Raw genomic sequence first — 23,659 nt, forward strand, 5'->3', positions numbered from 1 at the left:
CGGGGTCGAACGCGCCCCGCGCCCCCGGCCCTGCGTCCGCGCCTCCGGCCCTGCGTACGCGCCTCCGGCCTCGCGTCCGCGCCTCCGGCGGCCGGGACGCGCCCCTGACGGCCGGGACGCGCCTCCGGTGGCCCCGTTACGCGTCCCCCGGCCGGTACGCGGCCACCTCCGGACGGGAACGGCCCGCGCGACGCACCGGGGTGCCGTCGCGCGGGCCGGCCGCGGACCCGCCGGGATCCGCGGGTCGTTCCCGCGGGGCCTCCGATCCCGGGTCAGCCGAGCCGCAGGCTCTCCGGCGGGCCGAGGTAGACCGGGCGCAGGCCGCCGGTGTCGACCACCAGCTTCTGGACCACGACGGTCGGGTCGATCATCCAGAACTTCAGCACGTGCTCTCCCGGCCGGGTGATGACGTGCCGGGTGGCGGTGCGGTTGACGTTGTCGGACGTGGCGCGCGCCCACTGGACGTTCATGGTGCCGTCGTCGCCGCCGGTGACCGCCGTGACGTTCACCGTGGCCGGTACCTCGTCGTCGAAGGAGACCGCGTACTTCAGGCCGTCGCCCGAGAGCGGGTTGTTCCTCGGCGAGAGGTACGCCCAGACGGTGACCGGTCCGGTGGTGAAGAGGCTCAGCGTGTACTCGAGCCGGGGCCCCCGGCCGGCCGACTGCCGGGCCGCCGTCACCGGGAAGGGCTCCATGCCGCCCGCCGTACGGCCGACGTCGGGCAGGTGGCGCCAGCCGACCGACCCGCTGCCGACCGCGCGGCTGTAGTGCTCGGCCTCCATCGACACGTACCCGCCGGCCTCCACGAACCCCTTGAGGCCCGACTTCGGTGTCCTGGGCCGGTCGACGACGGCGGTCACGACGACGCTCGCCCCGCCGGGACCGCTCACCGTCACCGGTATCCGGGTGACGCCCTGCGGCGCGCGCTTCCAGTCGACCCGCAGGGTGACCCGGGTCTGGGTGGTGACCCGCCCGCGCGGCCGGTCCACCATCAGCCAGGACTGCCCGGTGGTGATCCGGTAGTCGAACGGCGCCTGCCCCCGGTTGAACACGTCGAGGTACGGGTCGGGGCCGTTGCCGTACGGGGAGAACACCGGCAGCACCGCCTCGCCCCCGCCACCGCCCGGCCACCAGTCCTCGCTGCCCTCGACGGCCACGCCCATCCCGGCCGCCCGGGGCAGCTCGATGCGCTTCACCGCCGGGTAGATCTCGTCGGCGAGCGCCACGTTGTTCAGCTCTGGCTGCTGCCACGGGGCGTTCGGGCCGTAGCGGTCGACGTCTCCGTACCCGATGTGCGGCTGGGTCTGGAAGCCGTCCCACTTGCCGCCCGCCACCCGGGTGTTGAACCTCCTCGCCAGGGCGAAGTCGTCCGCGAGGCGGGCCTCGGCCCTCGCGGCCAGCTCGTTGGTCAGGGCCCGTCCCTGGTCCGCGTAGAAGAGGTTGGTGAACTGCGCCTCACGCAGTTCGTAGACGTTCGCGGTGGCCTCGACCTCGTACCCGACGAGCTCGAACCAGGCGTCCTGCGAGGATGCGGGCAGGCGCTCGCCGACCTCGCGGGCCTTCGCCGCGAGGGCCCGCCAGCGCTCGGTCACCCACTCCAGCTCGCGGTGGTCCACCAGGCTGAACGGGGTCGCCCTGTCGTCGTAGACGATCGCCGAGGCGTCGGTGGCCGGGTTCTTGGCGGGGTCGAGGGTGATGCGACGGTTCAGCAGCTCCGGCTTGCGGATCTGCTGGAGGTGCGCGTACTCGGAGAGCACCTCGGCGATCCGCTCGGCCTGCCGCTCTCCGAAGTGCTGCCGGGCGTAGCCGAGTTCCCACTCCGGGAGGTTGTCGAGGTCCCAGCGTGCCGGGCTCCAGGCGTACTCCATGAAGAACTGTGTGGAGAGCTCGTTGCCCTTGAGGTCACCGACGTTGGTGACCCACAGGTTCCGGTTGCCGTACGTGTAGGACTGGTTGAGCTGGTCCCACATGTTCGGCAGCGACGTGGTGTCCACCCACTTGTAGTTGCGGCCGACGCCCACGTAGTCGAAGTGGTAGTAGAGGCCGTAGCCGCCCGTGCGGTCGTCGGTGGCGAGCTGGGGCAGCTTGCGGATGTTGCCCCAGTTGTCGTCGGTGAGCACCACGGTGACGTCGTCGGGGACGCGCAGCCCCCGGTCCCAGTAGCGCTGCACCTCCTTGTAGAGGGTCCACACCTGCGGGACGGACTTCTCGTCGCCGGTGATGTCGGCGATGATGGCACGCTGGCTCGCGATGATCTCGCTCATCAGCTCGATGCCGTCGCCGTCCGGCAGGCTGGTGTCGCCGTTGCCGCGCATGCCGAGGGTGACCACGCCCTCGAAGTCCTGATCCTTCATGCGGCGGATGCCGTCGGCCCAGTACGCCTTCAGCGCTTCGGAGTTGCGCCGGTAGGACCACTCGCCGGTACCGCCGTAGGGGTCGTGGCCGGGGGTGGTGATGTTGCCCGCACTGTCGCGCACGGCGGCCACCGCGTGCCGGTTCCACTCCTCGATGCCGCGCATCATGGGGGCCTCGTGCGAGGTGCCCATGACGATCCCGTACGCCGTCGCGGTGGCGTGGTTCAGCGGGTCGTCCTCGGCGAAGGCCCGCCCCCAGACCGCCGGCCAGAGGTAGTTGGCCTTGAGGCGGAGCAGCACCTCGAAGATCCGGGCGTAGAAGCCGGCGTTGAGCCCGCCCTCGAACCCGGCCGCCTTGCCGGGACCGAAGAACTTGGGCGCCCAGGTGCCGAGCGAGGGGTTCTCGTCGTTGATGAAGATGCCGCGGTACTTCACCGAGGGGGTGCCCTGGGTGTGGCGGCCGGGACGGACGTGGATCTGGTCGCGGTGGACCGGCGCCACGTCGTCCCACCAGTACCAGGGGGAGACCCCGATGCCCCGGGAGACGTCGTACGCGCCGAAGATCGTGCCGCGCTGGTCGCTGCCGGCGATCACGAACGCCCGGTCCACGCCGGGCATCGGCCGCTCGACGACCGTCTGGAGGGAGGTCTCCCACTTGCCCGCGATCCCGCTCACGTCGAGCCTGCCCGAGGTCACGAGCGCGTCGATCAGCGGGCTGCGCCCGATGGTGCCGACGATCGCGATCTCCCGCTGCCCGGCCCCCGCCTTCCGCACCACGGCCGGGCGCACCCCGGTGACCCGCTCGATGTCGGACTGCAGGTCGCCGACGGCCCGGATGACACCCACGTAGTCCGCGCCGCTGACGACGAGGGGAACCACGTGGCCCGACTTCACCAGGGTGAAGCCGCCGGACACCGGGGTGAACGAGATGTACGCGCCGGAGTCGGTGGCCCGGCCCCGCGCCCCGCCCACGCCCTTCGTCCCGCCTGCTCCCGGGGCGCCGAGAGGCGCCGCCAGGGCGGGCGCCGCCCCGCCGAGCGAGAGGAGCGGGGACGCGAGGGCGCTCAGTCCGAGGCCGAGGGCGAGTACGGACCTGCGGCCGGCACGGCCCGGCGCAGGCGTGTCCAGGGCACCGGAGAGACGGGGGTCCTCCTGCGAGTCCGGAATCTGCGGGCCCGGAATCTGTGATTCCACGAATGACCTCCGATAAAAGTTTCGAGAAAAGAGTCGCCGCCACGGACATGAGGGAGAGCTCGCAGGTCACAGCCGTGAGCAGCGCGAACCTGGGCGTCCGGTACCAGGATTCCGCAGCTCACCGATCCCTCCCTTATCGAACCAAGGCGCCTGAATACGAGGAATTCCGACATCGAGCCACTCGAGAGCCTTGCGCCGAGTCGAAACATTTCGAAGATGTCCCCGCAATTTTCTGGAAACCTAAAGCCCGCCTTTTCCAGCGGTCAATCCCCTTGCACCAACCGATTCCGGAGAGGGCGGCACGGAAGCGGCCCGGCCCACCAGCGAGACGGGGCGAGGGGTGCCCGGGGTCACCCTCAATCCCGTTGCCTTCTTCGAACGCTTGTACGAACATGAGTTCATGGCCCCCACCGACCGGCAGCTCGCCACCCTGGCCCTGGCCCACGCGCTGAACGCCGCGGAGCGGGGGCTCCCCGTCATCCCGCTCACCGCCGCCCGGCTCCCCGCACTGCCTTCGCCGCACCGGGGCAGCACCGCGCGCACCACCTGCACCGGCCTGTGCGGGCGGCCCGGTCACGGGGTGCACGACGCGACCACCGACCCGGCGGCCGTCCGCGCCCTCTTCGCGGCGGCCCCGCACGCCGCCGGGTACGGCATCGCCTGCGGACAGGGCCCGCACCGCCTGATCGGCATCGACCTGGACGGGGACGACAACCGCGCCCCGGCCGCCCGTACGGGCGCGGTTACGGCCACGGGTGCGGGCGGGCGGTCGGACGGGGCGCTGCGCCAGCTCGCCCTCCAGCACCTCTTCGCCCTCCCGCCGACCCTCACCGTGCTCACCCCGGGCGGCGGCCGGCACCTCTGGCTGACCGTGCCCCCGGAGGTCGCCGTGACCGGCTCGGCGAGCCGGCTCGCCCCCGGCGTCGACGTCCGGGGCACCGGCGGCTACCTCATCGGCCCGGGCTCGGTCACCCCGCACGGCACCTACCGACTCGCCCCCGGTACCGCCCACCTCCCGCCGGCTCCGTGCCCGCGCACCCTGCTCCGCCTGCTGACTCCGGCCCGCCGGGCGCGCGGCACCCGGGGCGGGACCGGGGCCGGAGACGGGCCGGGAGACGGGCCCGGAGCCCGTGGGCCACGCGATCCCGAACACGGCGAAGGGCTGGTCCACTTCGTGCTCGCCGCCCGCTCCGGACAGCGCAACACCCGGCTGTTCTGGGCCGCCTGCCGCGCGTACGAACACGGCTTCGGCGACGCCCTCGCCCCCGCCCTCGCCGAGGCGGCCGTGAGCGCCGGCCTGACCGCCCGCGAGGCCCGCGCCACCCTCGCCTCCGCCGCCCGGCTGGCGGCGGGCCGCTCCGAGGCGGCCTGAGACCGCCGGAGGGGCTCGGGGCCGTCCGCGGGGACCGGAAGGGCCCGGCCGGCCGGGGAGCGTTAGGGTTCTCTCCGGTCTCCGCAGCCGGCAGGACCGGTGGACGCGGACCGCGTCACGTACGCCCCGCCCCGCCCCGCAGAGATCGGCCCGCCATGTCCGCCGCAGCACCCACCGCCCGGGAGCACGGCGACATCAGGACGGCGGAACGCGCCCCGCGCCGGCCCACCGGCTCAGGCCGGTACGCGCTCCTCGCCGTCGCCCTCTTCCTCTGCGTACGGGCGCTCGGCCTCGCCGCCCTGGCCGTACGTGCCGACTCGACGGGCAAGAGCCCCCGCGTGCTGCTGTCGGAGCGCTGGGACTCCCTCTGGTACGCCCGGGTCGCCGAGCACGGCTACGCCTTCACCCTGAACGCGCCGGACGGCCGCTCCCTGTCGAGTACGGCCTTCTTCCCCCTGCTCCCCTGGCTGGAGCGGTCGATCCGCGCGGTGACGGGCCTGAGCCTGCCCACCGCCGGACTGCTGGTCTCGGCCCTCGCCTCGGCCCTCGCGGCCTGGGCGGTCTTCCTCGTGGTGCGCCACTCCTACGGTGACCGGGCCGGGGTCGTCTGCGTGGTGCTGTGGGCGGCCGTACCGGTCGGCATCGTCCAGTCGATGGCATACAGCGAAGCGCTCTTCACCGCCCTCGCCGCCTGGGGGCTCCTGTGCGTGCTCCGCGAGAGGTGGGCGACCGCGGGCGTCCTGGCGAGCCTCGCGGGCCTGACCCGCCCGGTCGGACTCGCCGTCACCGCGGCCCTGCTCCTGGCGGTCTGGCTCCACCACCGCAACGGGACCGGCACGGCCCGGAGCCGGCTGCGGGCCGTTCTCGGCTGCCTGATCGCGCCGGTGGGCGCCGCCGCGTACATCCTCTGGGTGGGCGCCCGGCGCGGCCACCTGCTGGGCTACCTCGACGTACAGGACGAGTGGGGCAACGGCTTCGACGGCGGCTGGGCCTTCGCCCGCTTCCTGACCGGCGGCTCCGCCGCACTCGCCGTACTCGCCCTCGCCGCCCTGCTGGTCCTGGCCTACTGGCCCCACCACATCGGCGCGAGGCAGCTCCAGCCCCCGCCGCTGATCGCCTACTCGGCCCTCGTCACCCTGCTCGCCGTCGGCGCCTCGGGCTACTTCGGCTCCAAACCCCGCCTGCTCCTCCCCGCGTTCCCCCTGCTGATCCCCCTCGCCGTCGTCCTCACGAGGTGCCGCCCGGCCCTCACCTGGGCCGTCCTCACCGCTCTGACCGGCGCCTCGGCGGTGTACGGCGCGTACTGGCTCACAGGGTCGGGGCCGCCGTAGCCACGCGCCGGCGGGGAGCTTGCGGCCGCTACGGACCGGAGAGGCGGAGCCGGCCGGATTCGAACCGGCGTCCTCACGGTTTTGGAGACCGCGCGCGACGACCTCTGCGCTACGGCTCCGCCCCGCCGGAATCCTAGAACCCGGCAGCCCACGCCGGTAGGCCCAAGCTCAGAAGCTCCTCAAGGCTTCCCGCTTCGGCTCCCCCGGGCACGGCGGGATGCGACGGTCGTCCTCCACGCCGTGCGGCACACGGCCGCGCGGCGGACGACTGCCCACCGGCAGCAGAGGAGACCGACATGCTGGCAGCACTGCGCCCCGGCGAAGTGATCGTCATCGTCATCACCTTCATCGTCCTCGCGGGTCTCGGGGCGCTCGCCCTCCGGCGGCTCGGGGGCCGCAGGCGGTAGCCGGCCTCGGGTGTCCCGCGGGTGCGCGCGGGCGCACGATCCCGTCCGCGCGCACCACTCTCTCGACATTGGCCGCAGCGCCCGGCCGTTCGGCGGTGAAGAGGGCGCAGAAGTGAGGGGTGTGTGGGTGCTGCGCGGATATACCCACTGGATCCAAGGCCCCCGGTCTGGCTGGTCAGTCGCTCGGGCATGGCACCCCCCACACATCCATGTGAGATGGGCCACACGGAAGCCTTTGTTTCGAAGGCCCCACCCCGGCCCGCACGGCGTGATCAATCGAGAAGCTTGTGAACAAGTGAAAGTGAGTGAATACGCACGCACAAGGGGCGGCCCCGGAGGGCCGCCCCTTGCCGCTCTTCCGGGTGCCGTTGCAGCGACACCCCAGGTCATTCAGTTGGAAATGCATTCGGACTGGCGACCGAACTCATAGATGCAGCCCCCCTCCACAGGAGAGGAACAACCGACCTACTGGCTGGAGTCTGACCTCTGGCGATGTTGTTCGTACAGCCGGAGTCACCGGTTCGTATGACGCCGGGAATGTGCGGACAATCAAAAACAATGCGATCAACCCCCCATCAACGGCCTGACCTGCCACGACAACACTCCTCCCGCGATGGGCCATGACAGGAAGATCGCAATTTGTTGAGACGACAACTTCCATGACGTCATCAAAAAAATGAAGCCCGATTCACCCCCTTTATAGGTATTCAAACCGGAGCCCCGGGTTCCCTTTCCCATTACCCGTCGGTAAGAAGAACGAGCATGATGCAGCACCCGATCAGAATTGCGCTTAAATCGAAGCGGCGGTGTCTTTCGATTGCAGTCGGAGCCCGCCCGGGACTGGTGCGACGGAGGCCCTGGGGCCGCACGTCATGGCGCCCGCCCTCCCCTTTCGGAGAAGCGGGCGCACCGACACTTATGGATCTTGCGGGCGATCCCCTGCCGGCAGGCCGAAACGAGAGCGACGATGCCTCCGAGGAACAGCGACGCGGGGCGGCACACGCCGTCCTGGCGATCGATCTTCATGATCATGGTGGTGCTGGGCGGGATCTGCGGGGTGATCTGCCTGCTGGTCGCCCTGGGCCTGCCCGTGGGCGCGGCGATCGGCGCGGTGGGCGGGCTCATGGCCGCCGCCGTGGCGGTGGTCCATCCTCCGCAGCGTCTCCAGGACTTCCCGCGCGAGCGAACGCCCGCCGGGACCGTCCCGGACCCTGTCGAGGGCCCGCGGCCCCCGGGAGAACGTCCCCCTGCCGGGGGCCCGCGGTCGCCCCGACGGCCGTCGGCCGACGGCCCGGACGAGGGGACCGGGCGTGGGACGGCCTGAGGCACCGGTCTCCCCCGGCGCGCCCCCGGCTCTCCGCACCTTCGCGGAGGGCCTGCGGGCCCTCCGCCGGGCCGCGGGTCTGAACTACCGGGCCATGGGCCGGCTCGCCGGTCTCTCCTCGACGACGCTGTCGCAGGCGGCCTCAGGCAGTCGGCTTCCGACCGAGGCGGTCACGACCGCCTACGTCAAGGCGTGCGGCGGTGACGTGCAGTCCTGGTGCCGGCAGCGGCAGGAGGTGGAGCTCAGCCTGCGGGTTCCCGAGCCGCGGGTGCACGAGATCGCCGCTCCCGCGATCCCGGACTCGGGGGAGAAGCCGGAATTCCCGACCACGCGCAGGAACTGGCAGCACAACCTGGCCTTCGCGGGCACTCGCGCCAAGTCCTCCCTCCACCGGGCCTGGTGCAAGAGGCTCGCCGCCTTCCTCTGGGACGTGGGATACGAGCAGTCCGCGCGGTCACCGCTGGCGGGCACGCGTATCGTCAGCGGCGAAAAGGTGATCGGCGACCACACCTTCGTCCGCCTGATGAGGCAACTCGGCGCTCCGAAAACGCACGTCGAGTCCCTTCGGCAGGAACTCCTCATGGTGCTGGCGGAGATCCTGGAAGACGGTCCGGCAGATCTGCCGGACCGGGCGGAGAAGGCGGCACGGCGCGCCGAAGCCGTGCCGTCCCCGGGCGGCGTGCGGCCCCGACGCCCGGAGCTCGAACTCGTCGCGCTGCCAGGGGAGTTCATAAGGGAGCTGCGTCGTGCGATCGCGCTCTCCGGAAAGTCCTTCCGCGAGCTCAGCAAGAGCTCGCACATTCCGGCCAGCACGATAAGCGACATCACGCGGCCCAACAAGAACGGATACGGCCGTCTGCCGTCCCTGGACCACGTCACACAACTCCTGAAGGCCTGCGGTGTGACCCCGCTGGAGATGACCTACTACGAGCAGGCGTTGAGGCGGGTCCAGAAGGTCGAGCTCGAACTCAACGACCGGCAGAACCGGCTGGTGGCCGCGGGGAGGGACGAGGGCCCCCCGGTACCGGTACGGAGGAGGGCGCGGGCATACGTGCGCGTGCCCGCGATCCCGCGCTGGTGGCTCCTGGTCGCACTCGTCGCGGAGATCCTGGCCTGGGTCGCCGCGCAGGTGTTCGCCTGAAGCGGCTCCGGTTCGGGGGCGTCCGCGGGGAGTGGCGTCCGGGTGGTCGTGCCGTGTTCCGCCACCCGGCTCCCGCAGTGCGCGCGGTCTTCGACGTGCCGGGCTTCGTTCCGCTGTTCGCGTCTTTCGGACTCGGCCTCCGCGCTGAAGTCCGGCGCCGGGTCGGCAGAGCCCCGCGCCCCTCTCGTGGCCGGCAGCGGGAGCGCGAGGGGAACCCCGGTCGCCGACGGCGGGCGGGGACGACGAAGGCCCCCGTCCGGTGTACCCGGTCGGGGGCCTTCGATCCGCGCGGTGGGTGTGGGATTTGAACCCACGGTGACATCGCTGCCACGACGGTTTTCAAGACCGTTCCCTTAGGCCGCTCGGGCAACCCACCCCGGTCCCCGGAGCGACGGGGTCGCCGCCGGGGAACGGCCTACAGCCTAGCCGGTCAGCTGTCGCCCTTGCGCTCGCCCAGGGTGAGTTCGACGGTGGACTCCTTGCCGTCGCGCTCGTACGTCAGCGTGACCCGGTCGCCCGGCTTGTGGGTCCAGATCTCGCCGATGAGGGTCGGGCCGCTGTCGACGGGGGTGTCGTTGAACTTGGTGATGACGTCGCCCGCCTTCAGGCCCGCCTTGGCGGCGGGGCCGCCCGCGGCGACGGCGGAGGTGCTGCCGGAGCCCTGGTCGGAGATGACCGCGCCGTCGCCGTTCTCCGACATGGTGACCGTCGCCCCGATGACCGGGTAGACGGGCTGGCCGGTCTTGATGAGCTGCTCGGCGACGTTCTTCGCCTGGTTGATCGGGATGGCGAAGCCGAGGCCGATGGAGCCGGCCTGGGTCTGGCCGGACGAGCTGCCGGTCGACTGGATGGCGGAGTTGATGCCGATGACCGCCCCGGTGGCGTCGAGCAGCGGGCCGCCGGAGTTGCCCGGGTTGATCGAGGCGTCGGTCTGCAGGGCGCTCATGTAGGAGCTGCTGCTGGAGGCGGAACCGTCGCTGGAGGCGACCGGGCGGTTCTTCGCGCTGATGATGCCGGTGGTGACCGTGTTCGACAGGCCGAAGGGGGCGCCGATCGCGATGGTCGAGTCGCCGACCGCCACGTTGTCGGAGTTGCCGAGGGCCAGCGGGTTCAGGCCGGACGGGGCGTTCTTCAGCTTGATGACGGCGACGTCGTAGCCCTCGGCTCGGCCGACGACCTCGGCCTCGTACTTCTTGCCGTTGGAGAAGGTCGCGGTGAGCTGGCCGTTCTCCGCCGCGGAGGCCACCACGTGGTTGTTCGTGAGGATGTGGCCTTCCTTGTCGTAGACGAAGCCGGTGCCCGTGCCGCCCTCGCCGTCGCCGTTCTGGGCGTCGATCGTGACCACGCTGGGGAGGGACTTGGCGGCCACGCCCGCCACCGTGCCGTCGGCGCGCTTGAGCGCCTTGGGGGTGTCGGCGGCGCTGATCGTCGTCGAACCGGAGGAGCCGCTGTCGTTGCTGTCGGCGGCCCAGAAGCCGAGTGCGCCGCCGATGCCGCCGGCGACGAGCGCCGTCGCGGCGACCAGGGCGACGAGCCCGCTCGCCCGGCGCTTGCCGGAGCCCTTGGGGGCCTGCCCGGCGGAGGCGCCCCAGACCTCGCCGCCATGACCGCCGTCGCCGCCACCGGCGTACGCCGGGACGGCCGGCGGGGCCGGGGGCGGCCACGAACCGGCGGGCGCGGCGGTGTGCGTCGCGGGGTACGCCGGGGCGGCCTGGGGCGCCGGGTAGGCGGGCGGAGGCGTGTGCGGCGCCGGGGTGTGCGGCGGGAGGGGCTGCGTCGCGTCGGCCGCCGGGGCATGCGCCGGAGCCTGCGGCTGCTCCGGAGCCGGGGCGTGCGCCGGCCCGACCACCGGCCGCACCGCGGTCGGCTGCTCCGGAGCCGGGGAGGGCTCGGCCGGGGCTGCCGGTGCGGGAGTGGTGCCGTACGGTCCGGCGGGCTCGGCCGACGGGGAGGTGTCGTCGGCCCGGCCGTCCGCGTACGGCGGTTCCTGGGGCTGCTCGGCGTGCGCGGCAGGCTCGGCCGAGCCCTGCGCTGCCGGAGCCGGGTCTTCCTGATGCGCCGTCGCCGGGGCCTCGGGCGCCGGGGGTGCCTCCCGGCGGGGGTCCTCAGGAGCGGAGGCCGGCACGGGAGGTACTGACGGAGCGGGCGGTACGGCGGGGACCGCGGCGCCCTCGTGGCCCTCGTTCTCGGTGCTCACAGCTCTTTACTCCTCGGTTCCACTCGGCGTTCGGCAAGAGATCCGCTCTGCAGTGTCTGGGCCCAAGCTTTGCCCAGAACACGTCAGGCCACTGTAAACAGGACCTGTGCATCCGCACGCCAATCTTTACATCAGACAAAACGACACTCCTGGTACAAGGAACGCACAGCCGTCGCGTCGCGGTGGCACCATGACGCGGTGACCGACGCACACCGGCTCTCCAGCCCGTCTCCCATCCAGGTCGTGGCCCATCGAGGGGCCTCCGACGACGCCCCCGAACACACCCTGGCCGCGTACCGGAAGGCCATCGAGGACGGCGCGGACGCGCTGGAGTGCGATGTCCGGCTCACCGCCGACGGACAGCTCGTCTGCGTGCACGACCGGCGGGTCAACCGCACCTCCAACGGACGGGGCGCGGTCTCCGCACTCGAACTCTCGGAGCTCGCCGCGCTCGACTTCGGCTCCTGGAAGGACCGCGAGGAGTCCCCCGACTGGGACCCGGTGCCCGGCGAGCTCACCTCCGTACTCACCCTGGAACGCCTGCTGGAACTGGTCACCGAGGTACGGACGGCAGGCCGGCCGGTCCAGCTCGCCATCGAGACCAAGCACCCGACCCGGTGGGCCGGGCAGGTCGAGGAGCGGCTGCTGCGCCTGCTCAAGGAGTTCGGCCTCGACGCCCCGCCGGCCGAAGGCCCCTCGCCGGTCCGGGTCATGAGCTTCTCCGCCCGGTCCCTGCACCGGGTCCGCACCGCGGCCCCCACCCTGCCCACCGTCTACCTGATGCAGTTCCTCACCCCCCGCCTGAGGGACGGGCGGCTGCCCGTCGGCACGCGGATCGCCGGGCCGGGGATGCGGATCGTACGCAACCATCCCGACTACGTCCGCAGGCTGCACCGGGCCGGGCACCAGGTGCACGTCTGGACCGTCAACGAGCCGGAGGACGTGGCCCTCTGCGCGGAGCTGGGGGTCCAGGCGATCATCACCAATCGACCGAAAAGGGTTCTTTCGCAGCTCGGGCGCCCGTAACCACCTCTCCCCAAACCCGTCACAGGGAGTGCACCGGCGCATTCGATGCGTGCAGGCCCGTTACGAGTGCGTCACCAGAGATGCTTTGACCGGTTTCCGGCGCAGCTCAGAAGGGCATCCCCTTCGTGGCGTGGGGCAAAGGAGGTCTCGGGGGTGACGTTGGTGGTGGCACAAGAAGTGCCCACGTCGTCGAGCATGGCCGTTCCTCACGGCCCTGCGGGCGTGAGGCAGGCGCGGCACCGTATGCGCGCACAACTACGGGACAACGGGGTCTCGGACACGGTCGTCGACGACGCGGTCCTGATCCTTTCCGAACTCCTCAGCAACGCCTGCCGGCACGGCAGGCCGCTGGGGCAGCACGTGGACGTCGGTGACGGCGACGTCCGCGCCGCGTGGCACGTGGACCGCCGGGGCGGCCTGACCGTGGAGGTCACGGACGGAGGCGGGCCGACACGGCCCATCCCCTCCACCCCCTCGGTGACGGCCCGGGGCGGACGCGGGCTGAACATCATCAGTGCCCTCTCCGAGAAGTGGGGCGTCAGGGACGACGCCCCGGGCGAGGTCACGGTCTGGGCCCTGGTGGCGGCGGAGGAACGGTTCGACGGACTGGCAGGGCTCGACGGCCTCGACGGTTTCTCGGGGTTCCCGACACTGCCGGGATTCGAGGGTTTCGAGGGGCTGGACCTCGACGGCCTGACCGCCTGACCTCCCGAGAGAGCCGTACGTCCGGAAGCCGCCCAACGGGCCGCACGACAGGTCCGTACGACATGGCCGGGCGCACGCACCGGCGGCAGAGCCGGGCAACCGAACCACGTACCGGAACCCCGCACCGGCTTCCCGCACCACGAGGGGCGGGGAGGCGTCGGCCGGCGGTCCGGTCCGCAGCGCGGAAGGCACTAGGCTCGCGCCTCAGAGGCTGTCGGATGACCTCTGACCGGGCGGCCACGCCCTGGCACGCATGCTTCCCGCGTTGCCGGAATGCCCTGGTAGCTCCGCTGCAGGGCCATCCCGACGCCTTGGAATCGCACGCACCGGACCGCGTCCGCCACCCGGTCGAAGGCCACCCGACAGACTCTCAGACCGCACCGTCGCAACCGGGAGAATGCCGACCATGGCCAAGAAGCGCCCTCAGACGACCAAGGCCGCGAAGCCGCAGGTGAAGGACGGGGAGATCCCCGTCGTCGGGGCCCGCGAGCCCTGCCCCTGCGGTTCGGGACGCCGGTACAAGGCGTGTCACGGACGCACCGCCGCGCACGCGGTGACCGAGCTGGTCCAGCGCCCGTTCGAGGGACTGCCCGGGGAGTGCGACTGGGTCGCGCTGCGCGAGCTGGTGCCCGCCGCGACCGTCCCGCTGACGCTGAAGCACGGACTGCCCGAGGGCGTCCCGTCCGTCACGCTCGCGACCGTGCTGCCGATGGCCTGGCCGGCGCTGCGCCGCGACGACGGCTCCATCCTGCTCGCCCTCCAGAACGACACCTCCTCCGGTGACCTGAGCCGCGGCCTGGCCGACGCCCTCCAGCAGGCGCTGGAGGCCGCGCCCGGCACGCCGATCGCCGCCCGCCGGGTCGCCGCGGACGGTCCGCGCCTGCAGGACCTGCTCGACGCCGACGCGCCGTTCGAGCCCGTCGTCCACTCGGGCTTCGAGTTCTGGGTGCCGGACGCGGAGAACGCCACGGCCGAGGTGACCGCCTCCCTGGAGCGCGCCAACGACGCCGCGATCCCGACCTCGCTGCTCTCCTCCGTCGACGCCGCGTACTGGTGCGAGACCCCGGAGAAGAACCACCTGCGCTGGGTCATGCCGCACCCCGAGGAGAAGCTCCTCGACGCGCTCGCCCGGCTGCACGCCGCCGGCACCTCCTCGCTCGGCGAGGGGACCCGGCTGGTCGGTTCGTTCCGTGCGCACGGTCTCGTCGTCCCGGTGTGGGACCTGCCGAGCGCCATGACCGCCGAGGAGTGCGAGAAGCCGGCGGCCGAGTTCGCCGGGCGGCTCTCCGAGGCGCTGGCTTCCGACGCCCCGCTGACCGCCGAGGAGCGACGGGCGCGCGGCGGCCTCACCAACCGCCAAGTGACGCTCAGCTGACAGTGACGGACCGCGGGCCCGATCGGTGACTCGCGTCACAACAGGACGTGCCGACGAGTAAATCCCCGCCCTCATAGGCGAGATCGAATTTGCGAACGGCAGATCTCTTGTTACGGTTCTGAAAGCCCGGTCGCTGGTGCATCCCCCGTCGCCAGCGATCGGGCGTCTCAATTCCGGGTACGGCCCGGCCCGCGGCGAAGCCGTGAGCGGCCCGCCACCCCGCGCGCCTGCCGCCCGGCCTCCCGTACGACGGCCGCCCCGGCTCCCGCACAACGACCTCCCGGCGCCGCGCGACACCCCGCCCCCACGGGGTGACCACGCCTCAACCCGCCCCGTCGGCCGGGCGTTTGCCGCCCGCACCCGTGCACGTACTCCGCCACACCCCCCGTCCCCCGCAGCGGACGGCAACTCATCCCGGGTACCGCGCGGGACAGTTGTGCTCCCGCTGTGCGCCCCCTGTGGAACTCGGGAGCGCCCGGACCTCCCGGTCAGCGCGCGGAGGGACCGGATACGGACGCAAGTCCGACGTCGCATTTCTTATTCGACAGATACTCAGGAACGAAAGGAGGAAGACATTCCAGAAAGGCGGTCAGGTTCGAAATCCGGTCATTGATTCGTATGCACCTCACCCCTCCCTTCCCGACCCTGAATTCCCCGCTTCCGAAGCCCTGCGGGAATGCACCCGCGCGATGCTCTGCGTGACGCTCTGCGCAGGGGACGGCCAGAACTCCCCATCGGGAAAGTCGCGAAATGGCCGGATCGCCCGGTATTCGCACTCGTACGGAACGGCGCACGCCCCCTCGGGCGCCTGCCGTCAGTAGGCGAGCCGGCTCCCGCCGCCCGGGGCACCCGTACTGGCCTCCACCAGCGCGTCCAGGACCGTCCCCACGTCCGGCAGCCAGGGCGCCGCGCGCTTCGTCAGCGGGGCCCGCTCCCAGCGCACCGGGCCGTCCCCCTTCCCCGCGGGCGGCACCACCAGGTAGCCGCCCTCCCCGTGGAAGCGCAGCGAACTGGGCACCCACGCCTGGGCATGCAGCAGCTCGCCCAGGCGCTCCAGGGTGTACGGGCGGACCAGCAGTGCCCACCGGGTCGGCGTCGCGATCACCGGCCCGAGCCGCAGACCCCGCGCGTCCAGCACCGCGAGCGCCTGCGCGCCGCTCTCCGCCGGCAGGCTCACCGCGCACGGCGCCCGGCCGCCGGTGGCCAGCAGTACCGGTGCGGCAGGGCGCCCGGTCCACCACCAGCGCACCATCCGGGCGTCCGTGGTCGCCGCGAGCAGTCCGGGATCGAAGGGGTGTGCGCCGGGTACCACGCACTCGGGGTCGGGGCAGGCGCAACCGCTCCGGGCCGCGGACAGCCCCACACCGGGGAGTACGGGCCACTGCCAGCCGGTGGCGCAGGTCAGCGCCGCGTCGAGCCGGGCGGTGCCGTCCCCGCGCCGGAACAGGTTCCCGCGTCGCCTTCCGGGGATCTCGCGCATGAGCGCTCGTTCCTTTCCGTTGAACGCCGAGGTCCACGTCACCACCCGCGCATCGCACTGCTTCGCGTCGGTGACTCTGACTGTGCGTAAAACACTGCGTAAACCACTGCGTGGATCAACCGCGTAGATCAACTGCGCGGATCAGCCGGGCGGATCACTGCGCAGAACACTGCGTACATCGTTGCTGCGTGCATCACTGTGCGTGGACAACCGTGCGTGCGTGACTGCGCATGCGTGCTCATCGGGCCGCTTCACGGACGCGTGGGGCGCCGGACGGAGCCGGGCCGAGCGCGGTGGAGCGAAGACGGGTCGAACCGGACCGAGCCTGAGTCGAACGGCCTTGCGGAGTCGCGCTGTCGAGAGCCGGGCCACGTCGTGCGGCGCCCCGGCCGCGGCGGTACGAGGAAGAGGCACACCTCGCACGTGCCGCCCGAGCGAGGTTCCGCCGCTCCTGGGCGGGGCGTCACGGACAAGGACGTCCGCTCCCGCCGCCGGGTTCCGGGGCGGACCCAACTGCCCCGCGCTTCAACGATTACGTACCCCGCACGACCGGAATGACGCTCCACCTCGCACAACACCCCGGAGGGCACTGCCCGTCGAGCTCGTCCAGTCGACCGCAAATGCCTGTCGCCTGCTTCATTTTTCGGCCAACTTAAGTATCACGTGGACACCAGGAGTCTCGCAAGGACAATGCTGGACATCGCCTTACTTGTACGTGTACATGTGGATGCCTTGATAGTGGCGCAGAATGACAGGGGGGTTTGCGATGCTATTCGACGGAACTCGCCGGTCGGAAAGCCGGAGGCCATGAGCGCCCGACACCTGCCAAAAGTGGCTGGAATCAATCCAACAGTTCCGGTTTCAACGCACACTCCGGAGCCGCTGACCGCCGTGCCGCCCGCACCGGGCGCCTTCCTCCAGGACCGGCTGGCCGGATGGGTCTCGGATCTCACCACCCTCCACGAGCTCACCGAGCGCCTCGCCGTGACGCACACGCTCGACGGCGCGCTCCCGGAGCTGCTGAGCGCCGGAGCCGCCCTCGTCGGCGCGCGCCGCGGCATTCTGGTCCTCGAACCCGCAGACGGCCGCGCCCCACGCACCACCATCGGCCTGGGCCTCGGCCACGCCGACCTCGGCGCCCTCGAGACCGTCCCGCGCGGCGCCACCCCGCACGGCCGGATCCTCGACGGATCGCCCGCCACGACCGCCCCGGTGAGCAGCCCGGACCTCTTCGCCGAAGCGGACCTCGACCCCCGGCACCGCGAGGTCGCCGAACGGCTCGGCTACGCCGCCAGCTACGCCCTCCCCCTCGCCGCCCGGTCCGGCGTCCTGCTCGGCGCGGCCGTCTGGTTCTACGACGAGCCGGCCGAGCCCCTGGAGCGGCAGCAGCACCTGGTCGGGCTGTACGGGCGGTACGCCGCCGAGCACCTGGCCCGCCTCCTCGAACTCGAACGCGCCCGGTCCGACCTCGCGGTCGTCGCCGAGGAACTCCTGCCGGCCCGGCTCCCGCGCATCCCCGGCGTGCGGCTGGCCGCCCGCCACCGCCCCGCACCGGACGGCGGCGGCGACTGGTACGACGCCCTGCCGCTCCCGGACGGCGCGCTCGGCCTCTCCGTTGGCTCCGCCGGCGGCTCCGGCCCCGGCGCGATGGCCACCATGGGACGGCTCCGCTCGGGACTGCGCGCGTACGCCGTCATGGAGGGCGAGGACCCCGTCGCCGTCCTCTCCGACCTGGAACTGCTGCTCCGGTTCACCGAGCCCGCCCGCACGGCGACCGCGCTCTTCGCCTACTGCGAGCCGGCGCTGCGCCGGATCGTGCTGGCCGGTGCCGGGCACGCCCCGCCGCTCGTGGTCGGCGACCGGCGCACCGAGTTCGTCGAGACCACCGTCTCCGCCCCGCTCGGCATGCTGGCCTGCTGGGAGGCGCCGAGCGTGGAGTTCACCCCTGAATCAGGAGAAACCGTTCTTCTCTACACCGACGGGCTGCTGCGCCGCACCGGCGACTCGATGGACCGGGCGTTCTCGCGGCTGCACGCCGCCGCCGCCGGAGTGCCCCGGACCGCCCGCCACGACCCGGAGGCGGTCGCCGACCACGTGCTGCGCACCCTGCTGCCCGGCGACGGCAGCGCCCCCGCGGACCGCACGGACGACGTGGTCCTCCTCGCGGTGCGCTTCGACTGACCGCCCGGCACGAGGGACCGCATCCAGGGACCCACATCCGGAGGCGGTGAGTCCATTTCTGGCATCCGCGCAGATCAGCCCCGCTCTCCGGGGATCCGCGCGAGGCGTACGCGCACCCGTTCGGTAAGAGGCCCTTCGGCCCTGGGCCCCCTTCCGTACGCCCGTACGATGGTGGGGCCCAGTGTCGTAGCAAGGAGAGACAAATCGTGTCCGACGAGCGCACCCCGGAGACCCCGGAAATCGAAGCGACCGAAGCGGCCGAAGAGACCGAGCCGATCAAGACCCGGAAGAACGGCCTGTACCCGGCCGTCTCCGACGAGCTCGCCGACAACATGAAGTCGGGCTGGGCCGACACCGAGCTGCACGGCCTCGCGCCGCTGCCGCAGGCCGCCCACACCGCCGACCGCCGCGCCGCGCTCTCCGCGCGCTTCCCGGGCGAGCGCCTCGTCGTCCCCGCGGGCAACCTGAAGACCCGCGCCAACGACACGGAGTACGCGTTCCGCGCCGCCTCCGAGTACGCCTACCTCACCGGCGACCAGACCCAGGACGGCGTCCTCGTCCTGGAGCCGGAGACCGACGGGAGCGGCCACGACGCGACCGTCTACCTGCTGCCGCGCTCCGACCGCGAGAACGGCGAGTTCTGGCTCGACGGCCAGGGTGAGCTGTGGGTCGGCCGCCGCCACTCCCTCACCGAGGCCGAGCAGGTGCTGGGCATCCCGGCGAAGGACGTCCGCGAGCTCGCCGCCGCCCTGAAGGAGGCCACCGGCCCGGTCCGCGCCGTCCGGGGTTACGACGCCGGCATCGAGGCGGCCCTGACCGACAAGGTCACCGCCGAGCGCGACGAGGAACTGAGGGTGTACCTCTCCGAGGCACGCCTGGTGAAGGACGCCTTCGAGATCGCCGAGCTCCAGAAGGCGTGCGACATCACCGCACGCGGCTTCGAGGACGTCGTGAAGGTGCTCGACAAGGCCGAGGCGACGAGCGAGCGTTACATCGAGGGCACGTTCTTCCTGCGCGCCCGCGTCGAGGGCAACGACATCGGCTACGGCTCCATCTGCGCCGCCGGCCCGCACGCCACCACCCTGCACTGGGTCCGCAACGACGGCGCCGTCCGCTCCGGCGAGCTGCTGCTGCTCGACGCCGGCGTGGAGACCAACGACCTCTACACCGCCGACGTGACGCGGACCCTGCCGGTCAACGGCACGTTCTCGCCGCTCCAGCGCAAGATCTACGACGCGGTGTACGCGGCGCAGGAGGCGGGCATCGCCGCCGTGAAGCCGGGTGCCGACTTCCGCGACTTCCATGACGCCGCGCAGCGCGTGCTCGCCGAGCACCTCGTCGCGTGGGGCCTGCTCGGGGACCTCACCGTCGAGAAGGTCCTGGAGCTGGGCCTCCAGCGGCGCTGGACCCTGCACGGGACCGGCCACATGCTCGGCATGGATGTCCACGACTGCGCCGCCGCGCGCACCGAGACGTACGTCAACGGCACGCTGGAGCCGGGCATGTGCCTGACGGTCGAGCCGGGTCTGTACTTCCAGGCCGACGACCTGACGGTGCCGGAGGAGTACCGCGGCATCGGCGTCCGGATCGAGGACGACATCCTCGTCACCGAGGACGGCAACCGGAACCTCTCCGACAAGCTGCCGCGCAGCTCCGGCGATGTCGAGACCTGGATCGCCGGCCTCAAGGGCTGACGCCCACCGCACGGAACCCGCGCCGGGGGCGCGCCGCTCAGGAGACCATGAGCAGCGCGCCCTCGCGCCATTTCAGGATCTTGTCGAAGCTCACCACGGTGCCGCGTCCCGGCCGGTTGCCGATGTGGACGTGGTCGGCGAGCTGTTCGATGAGTCCGAGGCCACGGCCGCTCTCGGCCACGTCCCAGGGGTCGGTGGCGCAGTCCGGCTTCGCCGCCGCGCCGCCGGTATCGGAAGGATGTACCGCGGGTACTGCGGGTACTGCGGGACGAAGGGTTCGCCGGGTGGGAAAGCCCGGTCCGGAGTCCGCGACCTCGATGCGGCACGTCTCGCCGTCCAGGTACGCGGTGACGCGGTACTGACCGCAGGCGCCCGCGCGCCGGCCCGTACCGGCACGGCCGGGGCCGGTGCCCCCGTGGTCGCCCTGGTCGGCGGCAGGGTCCCCGCCGTGCTCCACGGCGTTGGCACAGGCCTCGGTGAGCGCCACCGACAGGTCGTACGAGATGTCCGGATCCACTCCCGCCGTCTCCATGCTGCCGAGGAGAAATCGACGGGCGAGCGGAACGCTCGCGGCTTCGCGCCGCAAATGGAGTGACCACCACATGCTCATGCTCCAGCCTCCTGGCTGCGGCTCGACATACCGATACGTATTGCCGTGAAGGACACCCCGTAAGCACGGTTCTGCCGTGATGGCCCTCATTCGGCGGACGCGAATATTCCGCTTGCCGGTGTATGTCCGGACCCACGAGCCCGGGGCACCTCTGTCACCAGCTACAACGACTGTCACACCCGTCACGTTCTGCATCCCGCGCAACCGTTCCACTTCCCGTACAACGCACCCCGAACCGTAGGGAAGAAGACCTTCCGGACCTGCCGCCCCACGGGCGGGGGCGCAGTGCGATGATGGCCCGGCCATGTCTACGCCTGACGCACGGTCCGTCACACGCGCGGGAGCCGGTCTGCGGCTCCTGAGGGCCTCGGTGTTCGCCGCGGTCTGCGTCGTGCTGTCCGCGGCGGGACATGCCATCGCCTCCGCTTCCGCCTCGGCCGTGCCCTGGTGGGCGCTGCTCTGCGGGTTCCTCCTCGTGCTGGTGGTGGTGGCCCCGCTCGCCGGACGCGAGCGCTCGCTGCCGTCGATCGCGGCGGTCCTGGCCGGCGGACAGCTCGCGCTGCACACGCTCTTCGGGCTCGCCCACCCCATGACGGCCGCCGCCATGGGCACGGCCCCCGCCTCCGCGGCCCCGGTCTCCGGGGACCCGTCGCTCGTCCGGTTCGCCGCCTCACTGGTCTGCGGGGACACCCCCGGTTCGATCAGCGTCGCCCAGGCCCACCGCATCGTCACGGAGGCGGGCGTCGACCCGGCGACCGTGACCGGCGCCCACGTCCACCTCGCGGCTTCCGCCGCGTCGGGCGGCGTGATGGGGCTGCTGCCCGGGCTGCCGATGTTCCTCGGCCACCTGCTGGCCGCGCTCGTCACGGGCTGGCTGCTCCGCAGGGGCGAGATCGCGCTGTTCGATGTGGCGCGGCTCTCCGCGCACAGCGGCCGTGAACTGGCCGCCGCCGCGCGGCTGCGCTCCCTGCGGGCCGCGCTCGCGCTCGTACGGGTGCTGAGCGCGGGCCTTACGGGCGCTCCGACGGCCGGGCCGCGCCCGGCCCGTACCCCGGTGGACGCCCCGGTCCCGGCCACCGGCGATCCGCTCCAGCATCTGGTGATCAGGCGCGGGCCTCCCGCCGCGTACGCCCTCGCAGCCTGACGCGACATCCTCCCTCGTGCCGTACGGCCGCCGTACGACGGCTCGGCCGTGCGACGGACGGGGGACGGAGGTGTCGCGATGCCGTCGCGCACCCGCGCGCCGGACCACCTTCTGCGCTCCGTGGAGTGATCACTGACATGAACGTTTCCCGTATCGCCGTCGCGGGCGGCATCGCCGCGACCACCGTTCTGCTGCTCGCCGGTCCCGCCTCCGCGCACGTCAGCGTGCAGCCCCAGGGCGAGGCGGCCAAGGGCGGTTACGCCACCATCAACTTCAAGGTCCCCAACGAGCGCGACAACGCCTCGACGGTGAAGCTCGAGGTCAGCTTCCCCACCGACCACCCGCTCTCCTCGGTCAGCCCGCAGGCCGTGCCGGGCTGGAAGATCGACGTCACCAAGGCCACGCTCGCCAAGCCGCTCGACGTCCACGGCAAGAAGGTGACCGAGGCCGTCTCCAAGGTCACCTGGACCGCCGACTCCTCCGGCGCGATCAAGCCCGGGTACTTCCAGCAGTTCCCGCTCTCGGTGGGCCAGCTCCCCGAGGACGCCGACCAGCTCGTCTTCAAGGCGCTCCAGACGTACAGCAACAAGGAGATCGTCCGCTGGATCGAGGCGACCCCGGCGAGCGGTGAGGAGCCCGAGAACCCGGCGCCGGTCCTGACCCTGACCGACGCCGCGGCCGACACCCACGGCGCCACCGCGTCCGGCTCCGCCTCCGCCTCCGCCGACGACAAGAGCACCGACGCCGCGTCCGACGCCGCCGGGCACACCACCGAGGCCGCCGAGGACTCCGGCTCGTCGAGCGACAGCACCGCGCGGGTCCTGGGCGTGGTCGGCATCGTCATCGGCATCGCGGGCGTCGCCTTCGGCGTCCTCGCCCGCCGTCGTACCGTCTGACCCGACCAGGCCTCACGTCCCGGACGTGCCGGGCCGGGCCGGGTGCACACGCGCCCGGCCCGGTCCCCGGAACGCCCGGGCCACCCACCGCACCACAGACCAGGAACACATCCTCCATGCGCACCAAGAAACTGGCGTCGGCCGTGGCATTCGCCGCGGCGGCGGCACTGGCCCTGACCGCCTGCGGCTCGAACGACGACTCCGCCGCCAAGCCGGTGGCCGACGTCTCCACGCCCACCACCACCAAGGCCGCCACCGTCCTCGACCAGCCGTTCACCAAGCCGGACCTCGTCCTGACGGACACCCACGGCAAGACGTACGACCTCCGCAAGGAGACCAAGGGCAAGCCGACGCTCATCTACTACGGCTACACCAACTGCCCCGACGTCTGCCCGCTGACCATGAGCAACATCGCGCTCGCCAAGCGCGCGCTGCCCGCCGCCGAGCAGGCCGAGCTCAAGGTCGTCTTCATCACCACCGACCCCGAGCGGGACACCCCGGCCTCGCTGGGCTCCTGGCTCAAGGCCCAGGACCCCGACTTCATCGGCCTCACCGGCGACTTCAAGACCATCCAGGCGGGCGCCAGGTCGATGGGCATCGGCATCGACCCCGCGACGACGGAGAAGGACGGCACCGTCGTCTCCATGCACGGCGCCCAGGTCATGGCGTTCTCCCCGAAGACGGACGCCGGGTACGTCATCTACAGCGAGGACACCACCGCCGACGACTACACCGCGGACCTCCCCAAGCTCATCGAGGGGGCGAACCCGTGACAGGCCGGGCGGCCCTCGCCGGCGGACTGGCCCTCGTCACGGGGCTGACCCTCGCGGGGTGCTCCGCCGGAGGCTCCCCCGAGCTGAAGGTCGTCGGGGCCTTCATGCCGCAGCCCGTCAGCGACATGGCGGCGGCGTTCCTCGTCGTGGAGAACAAGGGCGGGGCCACCGACCGGCTGACCTCCGTGACCAGCCCGATCTCCGACCACGTCACGATCCACGAGACCGAGGGCCAGGTCATGCGGATGGTCTCGTCCTTCGAGGTACCCGCGCGCGGCGAGCTGGACCTCGAACGCGGCGGCAGCCACATCATGTTCAGCGAACTCAAGCGGCAGCCGAAGCGGGGGCAGAAAATCTCCGTGGAACTGCACTTCGAGAAGACCGGCCCGATCACGGTCGAGCTTCCCGTCGAGGAGACGACCTACAACCCGGCGAAGCAGTGAGGGACTGATCCA

17 protein-coding genes and 2 tRNA genes are annotated in these 23,659 nt (G+C 72.0%); 13 read left to right on the top strand and 6 right to left on the bottom strand.

Translation table 11 applies throughout. The features are described 5' to 3' along the window. Nucleotides 1-272: 272 nt before the first annotated feature. Nucleotides 273-3,548, bottom strand: coding sequence for a glycosyl hydrolase 115 family protein (locus ACWCSV_RS09845; protein WP_451140306.1), 3,276 nt, complete (start codon nt 3,546-3,548; stop codon nt 273-275). A 400-nt stretch (nt 3,549-3,948) separates the two neighbouring features. Here ACWCSV_RS09845 and ACWCSV_RS09850 point away from each other — a divergent pair, with 400 nt between their 5' ends. Next, entirely contained in the window at nt 3,949-4,920 is a 972-nt protein-coding gene (locus ACWCSV_RS09850) for a bifunctional DNA primase/polymerase (RefSeq protein ID WP_451140308.1), read from the top strand. A gap of 155 nt (nt 4,921-5,075) precedes the next feature. Beyond that, the gene (locus tag ACWCSV_RS09855) at nt 5,076-6,251 is read left to right on the top strand and encodes a glycosyltransferase family 39 protein (protein ID WP_451140310.1); all 1,176 of its coding nucleotides are present in this window, start codon (nt 5,076-5,078) and stop codon (nt 6,249-6,251) included. A gap of 44 nt (nt 6,252-6,295) precedes the next feature. Here ACWCSV_RS09855 and ACWCSV_RS09860 read toward each other — a convergent pair. Then, nucleotides 6,296-6,370, bottom strand: a tRNA-Trp gene (locus ACWCSV_RS09860). Nucleotides 6,371-7,625: 1,255 nt separating this feature from the next. Between ACWCSV_RS09860 and ACWCSV_RS09865 the strand changes: the two genes are divergently transcribed. Next, complete coding sequence (locus tag ACWCSV_RS09865; protein ID WP_451140312.1) at nt 7,626-7,982, top strand: hypothetical protein; 357 nt, start codon at nt 7,626-7,628, stop codon at nt 7,980-7,982. Then, entirely contained in the window at nt 7,969-9,123 is a 1,155-nt protein-coding gene (locus ACWCSV_RS09870; protein WP_451140314.1) for a helix-turn-helix transcriptional regulator, read from the top strand. The genes ACWCSV_RS09865 and ACWCSV_RS09870 overlap by 14 nt, the downstream gene beginning before the upstream one ends. 289 nt (nt 9,124-9,412) lie before the next feature. Here ACWCSV_RS09870 and ACWCSV_RS09875 read toward each other — a convergent pair. Together ACWCSV_RS09875 and ACWCSV_RS09880 are read right to left on the bottom strand one after the other, a co-directional pair. Continuing rightward, nucleotides 9,413-9,499, bottom strand: a tRNA-Ser gene (locus ACWCSV_RS09875). 54 nt (nt 9,500-9,553) lie between these two features. Beyond that, the gene (locus tag ACWCSV_RS09880; protein WP_451140316.1) at nt 9,554-11,320 is read right to left on the bottom strand and encodes a S1C family serine protease; all 1,767 of its coding nucleotides are present in this window, start codon (nt 11,318-11,320) and stop codon (nt 9,554-9,556) included. A gap of 198 nt (nt 11,321-11,518) precedes the next feature. Between ACWCSV_RS09880 and ACWCSV_RS09885 the strand changes: the two genes are divergently transcribed. The 3 genes from ACWCSV_RS09885 to ACWCSV_RS09895 all read left to right on the top strand — a co-directional run bounded on the left by ACWCSV_RS09885 (nt 11,519) and on the right by ACWCSV_RS09895 (nt 14,426). Further along, nucleotides 11,519-12,346, top strand: a complete 828-nt coding sequence (locus ACWCSV_RS09885; protein ID WP_451140318.1) for a glycerophosphodiester phosphodiesterase — start codon at nt 11,519-11,521, stop codon at nt 12,344-12,346. Nucleotides 12,347-12,412: 66 nt separating this feature from the next. Next, on the top strand, nt 12,413-13,051 hold the full coding sequence (locus ACWCSV_RS09890; protein ID WP_451140320.1) for an ATP-binding protein: 639 nt from the start codon (nt 12,413-12,415) through the stop codon (nt 13,049-13,051). A 406-nt stretch (nt 13,052-13,457) separates the two neighbouring features. Further along, nucleotides 13,458-14,426: a DUF5926 family protein gene (locus ACWCSV_RS09895; RefSeq protein ID WP_451140322.1), complete on the top strand. Its 969-nt coding sequence runs from the start codon at nt 13,458-13,460 to the stop codon at nt 14,424-14,426. An 814-nt stretch (nt 14,427-15,240) separates the two neighbouring features. Here the strand turns inward: ACWCSV_RS09895 and ACWCSV_RS09900 are convergent. Further along, a complete protein-coding gene (locus tag ACWCSV_RS09900) occupies nt 15,241-15,906 on the bottom strand; it encodes a bifunctional DNA primase/polymerase (RefSeq protein WP_451140324.1) in 666 nt (221 codons plus the stop codon). A gap of 690 nt (nt 15,907-16,596) precedes the next feature. Between ACWCSV_RS09900 and ACWCSV_RS09905 the strand changes: the two genes are divergently transcribed. Beyond that, nucleotides 16,597-18,087 (top strand): PP2C family protein-serine/threonine phosphatase, encoded by a 1,491-nt coding sequence (locus ACWCSV_RS09905; protein ID WP_451140326.1) that lies wholly within the window; start codon nt 16,597-16,599, stop codon nt 18,085-18,087. Nucleotides 18,088-18,293: 206 nt separating this feature from the next. After that, complete coding sequence (locus tag ACWCSV_RS09910) at nt 18,294-19,781, top strand: aminopeptidase P family protein (RefSeq protein ID WP_451140328.1); 1,488 nt, start codon at nt 18,294-18,296, stop codon at nt 19,779-19,781. Between the two features lie 37 nt (nt 19,782-19,818). Here the strand turns inward: ACWCSV_RS09910 and ACWCSV_RS09915 are convergent, their stop codons facing one another. Then, on the bottom strand, nt 19,819-20,391 hold the full coding sequence (locus ACWCSV_RS09915) for an ATP-binding protein (protein WP_451140330.1): 573 nt from the start codon (nt 20,389-20,391) through the stop codon (nt 19,819-19,821). Between the two features lie 304 nt (nt 20,392-20,695). Here ACWCSV_RS09915 and ACWCSV_RS09920 point away from each other — a divergent pair, with 304 nt between their 5' ends. The 4 genes from ACWCSV_RS09920 (at nt 20,696) to ACWCSV_RS09935 (ending at nt 23,647) form a co-directional block, all read left to right on the top strand. Further along, a complete protein-coding gene (locus ACWCSV_RS09920; protein ID WP_451140332.1) occupies nt 20,696-21,535 on the top strand; it encodes a hypothetical protein in 840 nt (279 codons plus the stop codon). Nucleotides 21,536-21,672: 137 nt separating this feature from the next. Next, on the top strand, nt 21,673-22,431 hold the full coding sequence (locus tag ACWCSV_RS09925) for a YcnI family copper-binding membrane protein (RefSeq protein ID WP_451140334.1): 759 nt from the start codon (nt 21,673-21,675) through the stop codon (nt 22,429-22,431). Between the two features lie 116 nt (nt 22,432-22,547). Further along, complete coding sequence (locus ACWCSV_RS09930) at nt 22,548-23,204, top strand: SCO family protein (RefSeq protein WP_451140336.1); 657 nt, start codon at nt 22,548-22,550, stop codon at nt 23,202-23,204. Further along, complete coding sequence (locus ACWCSV_RS09935) at nt 23,201-23,647, top strand: copper chaperone PCu(A)C (RefSeq protein WP_451140338.1); 447 nt, start codon at nt 23,201-23,203, stop codon at nt 23,645-23,647. Before ACWCSV_RS09930 ends, ACWCSV_RS09935 begins: the two co-directional genes overlap by 4 nt. Nucleotides 23,648-23,659 lie beyond the last annotated feature (12 nt).

It is taken from the genome of Streptomyces sp. NPDC001770 (genome assembly GCF_053596135.1).